Origin of the sequence: Acinetobacter sp. V91_7, from assembly GCF_031799075.1 — a bacterium.
Taxonomy (GTDB): domain Bacteria; phylum Pseudomonadota; class Gammaproteobacteria; order Pseudomonadales; family Moraxellaceae; genus Acinetobacter; species Acinetobacter calcoaceticus.
In genome coordinates this window covers 389,710-402,311 of sequence record NZ_JAVQNT010000018.1, presented here as the reverse complement: position 1 = coordinate 402,311, position 12,602 = coordinate 389,710, and the positions used below count along the sequence as shown (strand labels likewise).

Genomic DNA, 12,602 nt, shown 5'->3' with positions numbered 1-12,602 from the left:
CTGACGTAACTGGCGCAATCCAATTACAAGACGGCGTTGAAATGGTTATGCCAGGCGACAACGTTGAAATGTCAGTAGAATTAATCCACCCAATCGCAATGGACCCAGGTCTACGTTTTGCGATTCGTGAAGGTGGTCGTACTGTAGGTGCTGGTGTTGTTGCGAAAGTAACTGCATAAGCATAATATAGTGACGGATTACGTCTCAGGTTGAGGGCTTTGGCTCTCAACTTGCATTATAGGTCAGTAGTTCAATTGGTAGAGCGTCGGTCTCCAAAACCGAATGTTGGGGGTTCGAGTCCCTCCTGGCCTGCCATATTTTCAAATAAAAAGCTTGATGCTGGCTTAGTTGTTCATATAATAAGTCGCGAGTTCTACGACGAGTACAAAAATGTCGAATGATAAATCGCGTGACGCATTGAGCGACGCGCCAATTCCTCAAAGAAATAATTCTGCTGAAGTTGTTCGTTCTGGTTCGCCTCTAGATATTGTTCTATGGGTGATTGCGATTGCATTGTTGATTTTAGCTGTTATGGCGAATCAGTATTTACCAGCGCATTGGGCACCTGCAAACAATATTTGGGTGCGCGTTGGGGCAATTTTTGCTTGTATCGTTGTGGCTTTAGGTTTATTATACGCCACCCATCAAGGTAAAGGCTTCGTTCGTTTGCTAAAAGATGCGCGAGTCGAACTGCGTCGAGTAACTTGGCCAACAAAACAAGAAACAGTCACTACATCGTGGCAGGTTCTATTGGTTGTAGTTGTTGCATCATTGGTTTTATGGTGTTTTGACTATGGTTTGGGTTGGTTAATTAAGTTGATTATCGGGTAAAAGAGCTATGAAACGTTGGTACATTATTCATGCCTACTCTGGCTATGAAAAACAAGTGTTACGTTCACTTACAGAACGAATCCAGCGTAGCGCTGTTGCTGATAGCTTTGGTGATGTCCTTGTTCCTACCGAAGAAGTGGTAGAAATGAAGGATGGTAAGAAACGTAAATCTGAGCGCAAATTTTTTCCAGGCTATGTGTTAGTCGAAATGGAAATGAATGATGATACTTGGCATATTGTTAAAGAATGTCCAAAGGTTCTAGGTTTTATCGGTGGTACACCTGAAAAACCAGCACCAATCACTCAGCGTGAAGCGGATGCGATTCTTGCGCGTGTACGTAATACTGGTGAAGCACCACGTCCTAAGACGATGTTTGAGCCAGGCGAAGAATTACTCGTTATTGACGGTCCATTCACAGACTTTAAAGGTGTGGTGGAAGAAGTTCAATACGAGAAGTCACGTTTAACGTTGACGATTAACGTATTTAATCGACCAACTCAGGTTGAACTCGAATTTCGCCAAGTCGAAAAAACGATTTAATCTTAATTGGTTGAAAAACGCCCGATTTTATCGGGCATTGTTGTTGTAATAAAAGTGTAGCGTAAACATTGGGGAGCCTAGCGGCGTTTGTACCCAGAGGTATTTTAAAATGGCTAAGAAGATTGACGGCTATATCAAGCTGCAAGTTCCAGCTGGTAAAGCAAATCCATCTCCACCAATTGGTCCTGCATTAGGTCAACGTGGTGTAAACATCATGGCATTCTGTAAAGAATTCAATGCTGCTACACAAAAAGTTGAGCCAGGTCTTCCAATTCCTGTAGTGATTACTGTGTACAACGACAAGTCGTTCACATTCATCATGAAAACTCCACCAGCTTCTATTCTTCTTAAGAAAGCTGCTGGTATTCAAAAAGGTTCACCTGTACCAAACAAAACTAAAGTTGGTAAGTTGACTCGTGCTCAGTTAGAAGAAATTGCGACTACTAAAGAACCGGATTTAACTGGTGCTGATTTAGACGCACGTGTACGTACCATTGCTGGTTCTGCACGTTCTATGGGCTTGGAAGTGGAGCTATAACACATGGCAAAGTTAACTAAACGTCAAAAAGCCATTGCTGCTGCTGTTGAAGCAAACAAAGTTTACACTTTGGAAGAAGCGGTTCAAGTTCTTAACAGCTTACCTGCTGCGAAGTTCAAAGAATCTTTAGATGTAGCTGTAAACCTTGGTGTAGACCCGCGTAAATCTGATCAGGTTGTTCGTGGTGCGACTACATTACCTGCTGGTACTGGTAAAACTGTACGTGTAGCGGTATTTGCTCAAGGCGCGCAAGCAGAAGCTGCTAAAGAAGCTGGTGCAGACATCGTAGGTTTTGATGACCTTGCTGAAAGCATCCAAGGTGGAAACCTTAACTTTGATGTTGTAATCGCTGCTCCTGACGCTATGCGTGTTGTTGGTAAGCTCGGTACAATTCTTGGTCCACGTGGTTTAATGCCAAACCCTAAAGTTGGTACTGTAACTCCTGATGTAGCGAACGCTGTTAAAAACGCTAAATCTGGTCAGGCTCGTTACCGTGTAGACAAAGCGGGTATTATCCATGCTGCGATCGGTCAGTTAGGCTTTGATGCTGCTGCTATCCGTCAAAACGTTGAAACCTTAGTTGCTGACTTGAAAAAGTTAAAACCTGCAACTTCTAAAGGTGTGTACATCAAAAAGATCACTTTGAGCTCAACTATGGGTCCTGGTCTTACTGTTGATGTAAGCAACGTTTCTAACTAAGTTTAAAACTTAGTCAAGAATTTTAAAGTCCTGATTGAGGGCAGAGTATAAAAAATCATAGATTTTTTATACTCATTCAAAGTAATGCTTTGTTTCCTCACTCATCAGGCGGACTTTGAATTGATAAATGTAAATTTATCAGCGTCAAAGACCACAGGCGAAGAGACTTCTTTTGAATATCTTCTTAATAGCCCAGCCTGCGTAGACGCGGTGGTGTGATTTATTCCTCCTCCGCGTGTAAGTCAAATCTTTGTTGACTTGCGAATTGGGAGTGTACTTTTTTGAGTACATAAATCACCGTTAGGAGGTTTTACAATGGCTCTTCTTATTGAAAGCAAAAAACAGATCGTTGCTGAAGTGGCTCAAACTGCTTCTACAGCGTTCGCTGCCGTTGTTGCTGACTATCAAGGTTTAACTGTTGAGCAATTAACTGCTCTTCGTGTTGAAGCTCGTAAACTAGGTGTTGCTACACGTGTTGTACGTAATACTTTGGCTAAACGTGCTCTTCAAGATACGCAATTTGCAATCTTGAATGACAACCTTGTTGGCCCAACAATCTTAGCATTCTCAACTTCTGAAGACGATATGGGTGCAGCTGCACGCTTGTTTGAAGAATTTGCTAAAACTAACAAAGCATTTGAATTAAAAGCTGCTGCATTTGACGGCAAACTTTATCAAGGTGCTGAAGTTAGCGTTATCGCAAACCTTCCAAACCAAGAAAAAGCGCTTACTATGCTCGCATCTGTTCTTCAAGCTCCTATTTCGAAATTGGGTCGCTTACTTACAGCGCTTCAAGAGAAAAACGAGTCAGAAGCTGCTTAAGCTTAAATCTACTTCCACACCATTCAATACCCATTTGGAGTTAATCTCATGGCTTTAACAAACGAAGAAATCCTAAACGCAGTTGCTGAAAAAACTGTTCTTGAACTTGTTGAACTTATTTCTGCTTTTGAAGAAAAATTCAACGTATCTGCTGCTGCTGTAGCTGTAGCTGCTCCTGCTGCTGCTGCTGCTGCTGAAGAACAATCTGAATTCAACGTTGAGTTGACTTCTTTTGGTGCTAACAAAGTAGCTGTAATTAAAGCAGTTCGTGAAGCAACTGGCCTTGGTCTTAAAGAAGCTAAAGACCTAGTTGAAGGTGCTCCTCAAGTTCTTAAAGAAGGCGTTTCTAAAGAAGAAGGCGAAGAACTTAAGAAGAAACTTGAAGAAGCTGGTGCTACAGTTACACTTAAGTAATTGTAAAAGGAGTCGGTTTTTAAATCGGCTCCATAAAATGGCTGATGGCTCTTGGGTCATCAGCCTTTTTGCGTTACAATAATCGGCTCGATTTTTGTTTGTTCTGTACAATAATTGTCGTGTTTTAGAATAATCAGAGTAATTTCAAATGTTTACCAATATTTTTCTTTTTAAAAAATATTGTTAAGCGTTTTAATACCACTAAAAATTGCAGCATTTGTAAACAGTGGTGGCCATATCGGCCTGTGTAATTCCTTCTGAGCCCGTTCTGCAGGCGGGCTTGGTTTACTTTCCGAGGACTCCAGATGGCATACTCATATACCGAAAAGAAACGGATCCGTAAGAATTTTGGTAAATTGCCCCAAGTAATGGAAGCACCGTACTTACTTTCGATCCAGGTCGATTCGTATAGAACGTTCTTGCAAGGTGGCAAATCTCCAAAAAACCGCGAAGATATCGGTCTCCAAGCCGCATTTCGTTCAGTTTTCCCTATAGAAAGTTATTCTGGCAATGCTGCTTTAGAATTTGTTGAGTATAGCCTTGGTAAGCCTGAGTTTGATGTGCGTGAATGTATTTTACGTGGTTCGACTTATGCGGCACCAATGCGCGTAAAAATTCGTTTGATTATTAAAGATCGCGAAACTAAATCTATTAAAGACGTACGTGAACAAGAAGTCTACATGGGTGAAATGCCACTCATGACAGACAATGGTACCTTTGTGATCAATGGTACTGAGCGTGTAATCGTATCTCAATTACACCGTTCACCTGGTGTGTTCTTTGATCACGATAAAGGCAAAACACATTCAAGTGGTAAAGTACTTTATTCTGCACGTATTATTCCTTACCGTGGTTCATGGTTAGATTTCGAATTTGATGCAAAAGATTTAGTTTATGTACGTATTGACCGTCGTCGTAAATTATTAGCAACTGTTGTGTTGCGTGCATTGGGTTATAACAATGAACAAATTTTGAATTTGTTCTATGAAAAAGTGCCTGTATATCTTGATATGGGTAGCTATCAAATTGACCTCGTTCCAGATCGTCTGCGTGGCGAAATGGCGCAATTTGATATTGCAGACAATGATGGCAAAATCATTGTTGAGCAAGGTAAACGTATTAATGCACGTCACGTACGTCAAATGGAAGCTTCTGGTTTAGCTAAGCTATCAGTTCCTGATGAGTACCTGTATGAGCGTATCACTGCCGAAGATATTACTTTACGTAATGGTGATGTGATTCCTGCAAATACATTGTTAAGCCATGAAGTTATGGTGAAACTGGCAGAAGGCGGTGTTAAACAGTTCAATATCTTGTTTACGAACGATATTGACCGTGGTTCATTTGTTGCTGACTCATTACGTGCTGACACAACATCTGGTCGTGAAGAAGCATTAGTTGAAATCTATAAAGTAATGCGTCCAGGCGAGCCACCAACAAAAGAAGCTGCTGAAAACTTATTTAATAACTTATTCTTCTCTTCTGAACGTTATGACTTATCTCCAGTAGGTCGTATGAAATTCAACCGTCGTTTGGGGCGCCCATACGAAGTTGGTACTGACCAGAAGTCACGTGAAGTAGAAGGTATTTTATCGCACGAAGATATCATCGATGTATTACGTACATTAGTTGAGATCCGTAACGGTAAAGGTGAAGTCGATGACATCGATCACTTAGGTAACCGTCGTGTACGTTCTGTTGGTGAAATGACTGAAAACCAATTCCGTGTTGGTTTGGTTCGTGTTGAACGTGCTGTTAAAGAGCGTTTAAGCCAAGCAGAAACAGATAATTTATCTCCGCAAGATCTCATTAACGCAAAACCAGTTGCAGCTGCGATCAAAGAATTCTTTGGTTCAAGCCAATTGTCTCAGTTTATGGATCAAAACAACCCATTATCTGAGATTACACATAAACGTCGTGTTTCAGCGCTTGGGCCTGGTGGTTTAACGCGTGAACGTGCGGGCTTTGAAGTACGTGACGTACATCAAACTCACTATGGTCGTGTATGTCCAATTGAAACGCCGGAAGGTCCAAACATTGGTTTGATCAACTCGCTTTCTGTTTATGCAAAAGCAAATGATTTTGGTTTCTTGGAAACACCTTACCGTAAAGTGGTAGATGGCCGAGTAACTGATGCTGTTGAATACCTTTCTGCTATTGAAGAAGTAGGTACTGTTATTGCACAGGCCGATTCTGCGATAGATAAAGATGGTAACTTAACAGAAGATTTTGTTTCTGTTCGTCACCAAGGTGACTTTGTACGTATGCCACCTGAAAAAGTGACGCATATGGATGTATCTGCACAGCAGGTTGTATCTGTAGCTGCATCACTTATTCCATTCCTTGAACACGATGACGCGAACCGTGCATTGATGGGTTCAAACATGCAACGTCAGGCAGTTCCTACTCTACGTGCGGATAAACCGCTTGTAGGTACAGGTATGGAAGCGAACGTTGCACGTGACTCGGGCGTATGTGTGATCGCGAACCGTGGTGGTGCGATTGAATATGTAGATGCTTCTCGTATCGTTATTCGTGTAAACGAAGATGAAATGATTGCAGGTGAGGCTGGTGTAGATATTTACAACCTCATTAAATATACACGTTCTAACCAAAACACTTGTATCAACCAAAATATTATCGTGAATTTGGGCGACAAAGTTGCTCGCGGTGACATTCTGGCAGACGGTCCGTCAACAGATATGGGTGAGCTTGCGCTTGGTCAAAACATGCGTGTAGCGTTCATGACGTGGAATGGTTACAACTACGAAGACTCGATCTTATTATCTGAGCGTGTACTTCAAGAAGACCGTTTAACTTCTATTCACATTCAAGAATTATCATGTGTAGCGCGTGATACCAAGTTAGGTGCAGAAGAAATTACTGCCGATATTCCTAACGTAGGTGAAGCTGCACTTTCTAAACTTGATGAGTCTGGTATCGTTTATATCGGTGCGGAAGTTACTGCTGGTGACATCCTTGTTGGTAAAGTAACGCCTAAAGGTGAAACTCAGTTAACTCCTGAAGAAAAATTGCTTCGTGCAATCTTTGGTGAGAAAGCAGCTGACGTTAAAGACTCATCTTTACGTGTTCCATCTGGTACTAAAGGTACAGTTATCGATGTTCAAGTCTTCACTCGTGATGGCTTAGAGAAAGATGACCGTGCGATGGCAATTGAAAAAGCACAGCTTGACGCTTACCGTAAAGACTTGAAAGAAGAATACAAGATCTTTGAAGAAGCAGCTCGTGAGCGTGTAATTCGTTTGCTTAACGGCCAAGAGTCTAACGGTGGTGGTTCGACTAAACGTGGCGACAAACTCGTTGAAGATATGTTGTCTGGTTTAGAGCTTGTTGACTTACTTGAAATCCAACCTACAGACGAAGCAATTGCTGAACGTTTATCTCAAATTCAAGTGTTCTTGAAAGAGAAGAGCGCAGAAATTGATGAGAAGTTTGCAGAGAAGAAACGTAAGCTTTCGACTGGTGATGAGTTAACAACTGGTGTTCTGAAAGTTGTTAAAGTTTACCTAGCAGTTAAACGTCGTATTCAGCCTGGTGATAAAATGGCTGGTCGTCACGGTAACAAAGGTGTTGTATCTAACATTTTACCTGTTGAAGACATGCCACACGATGCTAACGGTGTGCCGGTAGATATCGTATTGAACCCATTGGGTGTACCATCTCGTATGAACGTGGGTCAGATTCTTGAGACTCACTTGGGTATGGCAGCTAAAGGGCTTGGTGATAAAATCGAAAAAATGTTGAAAGAACAGCGTACAGTTTTAGAACTTCGCGAATTCTTAGACAAGATTTATAACAAAGTCGGCGGTGAGCAAGAAGATCTTGATAGCTTAACTGATGCTGAAGTCTTAGCACTTTCAGGCAACTTACGTGCTGGTGTGCCTTTAGCTACTCCTGTATTTGATGGTGCTGAAGAAAGCCAAATTAAAGACTTACTTGAATTAGCTGATATTTCGCGTACAGGTCAAACAGTATTGTTTGATGGTCGTACGGGTGAACAATTTGATCGTCCTGTAACTGTAGGTTACATGTACATGCTCAAATTGAACCACTTGGTTGATGACAAAATGCATGCGCGTTCAACTGGTTCTTACTCACTTGTTACACAGCAACCGCTTGGTGGTAAAGCACAGTTCGGTGGTCAGCGTTTCGGTGAGATGGAGGTCTGGGCACTCGAAGCTTACGGCGCAGCATATACACTTCAAGAGATGTTAACTGTTAAGTCGGATGACGTTGAAGGTCGTACACGCATCTATAAGAATATTGTAGATGGTAACCATTATATGGATCCGGGTATGCCTGAATCGTTCAACGTATTGACCAAAGAGATCCGTTCTTTAGGTATCAACATTGAACTGAAAAATGGTGACTAAGTCGTAAGACTCACGATTTTTTAGGAAAAAACAATATTTGTGACCCAGTCGGGTAAGCGTTGCTTCCCGACACACGGAGAAAAAAATTGAAAGACTTGCTCGATATCATGCGTAAGAAAACGGACTCAGATGGTCATGCACCAATTGAGTTTGACCGTATCCGTATTGGTCTTGCGTCACCAGAAATGATTAAGTCATGGTCTCATGGTGAAGTTAAAAAACCTGAGACAATTAACTACCGTACTTTCAAACCAGAACGTGACGGTTTGTTCTGTGCCAAAATTTTTGGTCCAGTAAAAGATTACGAATGCTTGTGTGGTAAATACAAGCGTATGAAATACAAAGGCGTCATTTGTGAAAAATGTGGCGTTGAAGTAACTACAGCGAAAGTTCGTCGTGAACGTATGGGTCACATTGAACTCGCTTCTCCAGTTGCACATATCTGGTTCTTAAAATCTTTACCATCTCGTATCGGTTTATTACTTGATATGACGCTTCGTGATATCGAACGTGTCTTGTATTTCGAATCATACGTTGTAACTGACCCAGGTATGACTCCGTTTGAAAAGTATCAACTTTTAACAGACGAAGAATACTTCAATGCACTTGAAGAACACGGTGATGAATTCACTGCGAAAATGGGTGCAGAAGCGATTCAGGACTTATTAAAAGATATCGATCTTGAAGCTGAAATCGCACGTTTACGTGAAGAAATTCCTCAAACAACTTCTGAAACGAAGTTGAAAAAAGCGTCTAAACGCTTGAAATTGATGGAAGCATTCAACGATTCAAACAATAAGCCAGAATGGATGGTGATGAATGTACTTCCGGTACTTCCACCTGATTTACGTCCATTAGTTCCACTTGAAGGTGGTCGTTTCGCGACTTCTGACTTGAACGATTTATATCGTCGTGTGATTAACCGTAACAACCGTTTGAAGCGTCTTCTTGATCTTGCAGCACCAGACATTATCGTACGTAACGAAAAACGTATGTTACAAGAGTCTGTAGATGCATTGCTTGATAACGGTCGTCGTGGTCGTGCAATTACCGGTTCTAACAAACGTCCATTAAAATCTTTGGCAGATATGATCAAAGGTAAACAAGGTCGTTTCCGTCAGAACTTACTAGGTAAGCGTGTTGACTATTCTGGTCGTTCGGTAATTACTGTAGGTCCTACTTTACGTCTTCACCAATGTGGTCTTCCGAAGAAAATGGCACTTGAATTATTCAAGCCATTCATTTTCGCGAAACTACAAGCTTCAGGTCAGGCAACAACCATTAAAGCTGCGAAGAAAATGGTTGAGCGTGAGACTCCAGAAGTTTGGGACGTTCTTGCTTCTGTAATTCGTCAACATCCAGTAATGTTGAACCGTGCGCCAACACTTCACCGTTTAGGTCTTCAAGCATTTGAACCTATTCTTATTGAAGGTAAGGCAATCCGTCTTCACCCACTCGTTTGTGCTGCGTTTAACGCCGACTTCGATGGTGACCAAATGGCGGTACACGTTCCATTGACACTTGAAGCACAGTTAGAAGCTCGTGCATTGATGATGTCAACAAACAACATCTTGTCACCAGCAAATGGTGAGCCGATCATCGTTCCTTCTCAGGACGTTGTCTTGGGTCTTTACTACATCACACGTGATGCAGTAAATGCTAAAGGCGAAGGCATGGTGTTTGCTGATACTCACGAAGTAAACCGTGCACTTGCAACTGGTCAGGTTGCGATTCATGCTCGTGTTAAAGTACGTGTGCATCAAACTGTTATCAATGAAGATGGTGAACGTGAACACGGCACTATTATTGTTGAGACAACACCAGGTCGCTGTTTGCTTTGGGAAGTTGTTCCACAAGGCTTAAGCTTTGACATGATCAACCTTGAGATGACTAAAAAGAATATCTCAAAGTTAATCAACTCTTGTTACCGTAAACTTGGTTTGAAAGATACAGTTATCTTTGCTGACCAATTAATGTACTTGGGCTTCCGTCAAGCGACTCGTTCAGGTGTATCTGTAGGTATGGAAGACATGTTAATTCCACCTACTAAGCACACAATTATTGATAAAGCAGAAACAGAAGTTCGTGAAATCGAACAACAGTTCGAACAAGGTTTCGTAACTGCTGGTGAGCGTTATAACAAAGTTGTCGATATCTGGGCGCGTACAAACGACCAAGTTGCTAAAGCAATGATGGATAACTTGTCTTATACCGTTGTGAAAAACAAACAAGGTGAAGACGAGAAGCAAAAATCATTCAACAGCATCTATATGATGTCTGACTCTGGTGCCCGTGGTAGTGCGGCACAGATTCGTCAGCTTGCTGGTATGCGTGGCTTGATGGCAAAACCGGACGGTTCGATTATCGAAACACCGATTAAAGCGAACTTCCGTGAAGGTTTGACAGTACTTCAGTACTTCATTTCAACACACGGTGCGCGTAAAGGTTTGGCCGATACAGCATTAAAAACTGCAAACTCTGGTTACTTGACACGTCGTCTTGTAGACGTAGCACAAGATTTGGTAATTACTGAGCCTGACTGTGGTACAGCGGGTGGTCTAGTGATGACTCCATTCATTCAAGGTGGCGATGTTATCGAGCCATTACGTGACCGTGTATTAGGTCGTGTAACTGCTGAAGATGTACGTCGTGCGTCTGATGATGAAGTTGTATTACCTCGTGGTACGTTAATTGACGAAAAAATTGCAGCTCATCTTGAAGAAGCGGGTGTGGATGAAGTCAAAGTACGTTCAGTAATTGCTTGTGAATCTGCTTTTGGTGTATGTGCTAGATGTTATGGCCGTGACCTTGCACGTGGTCACTTGGTTAACCCAGGTGAATCAGTAGGTGTAATGGCAGCACAGTCTATTGGTGAACCAGGTACACAGTTAACGATGCGTACGTTCCACGTTGGTGGTGCTGCGAGCCGAACTTCTGCTGCGAACAGTGTTCAAGTACGTAACAAAGGTACTGTACGTTTCCATAACGTGAAAACTGTACAACATGCAAAAGGTCACTTGGTTTCAGTTTCTCGTTCAGGTGAAATTGGTATTGCCGATGATTTAGGTCGTGAACGCGAGCGCTATAAACTTCCTTACGGTGCAAGCATCTTGTTGAAAGATGGTGAATCTGTAGAAGCTGGCGGTATTGTGGCGACTTGGGATCCGCATACGCATCCACTTGTTACAGAAGTTGCTGGTAAGGCACGTTTCAGCCAAATCGCTGATGGTGTAACTGCAACATCAAAAACTGATGATGCAACTGGTATGACTACTGTTGAAATCTTACCTGTAACAGCTCGTCCTGCTTCTGGTAAAGATTTACGTCCTGCAATCGTGTTGGATACAACAGATGGCGGCGAACAGTTCTACTTCTTGCCACAAAACACAATCGTAACTGTTCGCGATGGCGAAACGATTGGTGTGGGTGACGTTATTGGTCGTGTACCACAAGAAACATCACGTACTCGTGATATTACCGGTGGTCTTCCGCGTGTAGCTGACTTGTTCGAAGCACGTAAACCGAAAGAACATGCAATTCTTGCTGAAGTTTCAGGTGTTGTAAGCTTCGGTAAAGAGACTAAGGGTAAAAACCGTTTGGTAATTAGCCCTGATGATGGTTCTGAGATCTACGAAGAGTTGATTCCAAAATGGCGTCAAATCAACGTGTTCGAAGGCGAGCATGTGAACCGTGGTGAAACTGTTTCTGACGGTCCACAAAACCCGCATGACATCTTACGTTTGAAAGGTGAAGTTGCATTAACTAACTACATCGTGAACGAAGTTCAAGACGTATACCGTCTCCAAGGTGTAAAAATCAACGACAAACATATTGAAGTTATCGTACGTCAAATGTTGCGTAAAGTTGATATCACCGATGGTGGCGATACAAGCTTCATCAAGGGTGAGCAAGTGGATTACATCCGCGTTGTTCAAGAGAACCAAGCTGTCTTGGCTCAGAACAAGTTCCCTGCGAAGTTCGAACGTCTATTGATGGGTATCACTAAAGCATCGCTTTCTACTGACTCGTTCATCTCTGCTGCATCGTTCCAGGAAACAACTCGTGTGTTAACTGAAGCGGCTGTAACAGGTAAAGAAGATGATTTACGTGGCTTGAAAGAAAACGTTGTAGTAGGTCGCTTGATTCCAGCTGGTACTGGTCTTGCATACCATCTAGAGCGTCGTCGTCAAGAAGCAGAAGCTGCAGAACATGAGCTTCACAATGACTTCAGCGAAGTAGACCAAGCATTCAGCCAAGCATTAAACTCAGAACAATTCTAAGTTTAGACTGGCATTAAAAAAGGCACCCTTAGGTGCCTTTTTTATTTTTAACAATTAAAAGTGGTAATTACAAAAACATATTG

The 12,602-nt window shown here is 42.2% G+C and carries 8 protein-coding genes, 1 tRNA gene and 1 pseudogene; all 10 read left to right on the top strand.

Annotated elements, in window-relative coordinates; all coding sequences use genetic code 11:
• Window positions 1-179 (top strand): annotated as a pseudogene (locus RMB03_RS02530) (elongation factor Tu); the annotation flags it as partial.
• 60 nt (window positions 180-239) lie between these two features.
• Window positions 240-315, top strand: a tRNA-Trp gene (locus RMB03_RS02525).
• Window positions 316-390: 75 nt separating this feature from the next.
• On the top strand, window positions 391-831 hold the full coding sequence (gene secE, locus RMB03_RS02520; RefSeq protein ID WP_005037265.1) for a preprotein translocase subunit SecE: 441 nt from the start codon (window positions 391-393) through the stop codon (window positions 829-831).
• 7 nt (window positions 832-838) lie between these two features.
• Entirely contained in the window at window positions 839-1,372 is a 534-nt protein-coding gene (gene nusG, locus RMB03_RS02515) for a transcription termination/antitermination protein NusG (protein ID WP_003654499.1), read from the top strand.
• A 109-nt stretch (window positions 1,373-1,481) separates the two neighbouring features.
• Complete coding sequence (gene rplK, locus RMB03_RS02510; RefSeq protein ID WP_005037262.1) at window positions 1,482-1,910, top strand: 50S ribosomal protein L11; 429 nt, start codon at window positions 1,482-1,484, stop codon at window positions 1,908-1,910.
• Between the two features lie 3 nt (window positions 1,911-1,913).
• Window positions 1,914-2,609 carry a 50S ribosomal protein L1 gene (rplA, locus tag RMB03_RS02505; protein WP_003654501.1) on the top strand — a complete coding sequence of 232 codons (696 nt, stop codon included), beginning with the start codon at window positions 1,914-1,916 and terminating at the stop codon, window positions 2,607-2,609.
• Between the two features lie 315 nt (window positions 2,610-2,924).
• The gene (gene rplJ, locus RMB03_RS02500; RefSeq protein ID WP_005037259.1) at window positions 2,925-3,431 is read left to right on the top strand and encodes a 50S ribosomal protein L10; all 507 of its coding nucleotides are present in this window, start codon (window positions 2,925-2,927) and stop codon (window positions 3,429-3,431) included.
• A gap of 48 nt (window positions 3,432-3,479) precedes the next feature.
• The gene (gene rplL / locus RMB03_RS02495) at window positions 3,480-3,845 is read left to right on the top strand and encodes a 50S ribosomal protein L7/L12 (RefSeq protein ID WP_311073586.1); all 366 of its coding nucleotides are present in this window, start codon (window positions 3,480-3,482) and stop codon (window positions 3,843-3,845) included.
• Window positions 3,846-4,150: 305 nt separating this feature from the next.
• Entirely contained in the window at window positions 4,151-8,239 is a 4,089-nt protein-coding gene (rpoB, locus tag RMB03_RS02490; protein WP_005037255.1) for a DNA-directed RNA polymerase subunit beta, read from the top strand.
• A gap of 86 nt (window positions 8,240-8,325) precedes the next feature.
• Window positions 8,326-12,519, top strand: a complete 4,194-nt coding sequence (gene rpoC, locus RMB03_RS02485; RefSeq protein WP_017391399.1) for a DNA-directed RNA polymerase subunit beta' — start codon at window positions 8,326-8,328, stop codon at window positions 12,517-12,519.
• The last annotated feature ends 83 nt before the right edge of the window (window positions 12,520-12,602 follow it).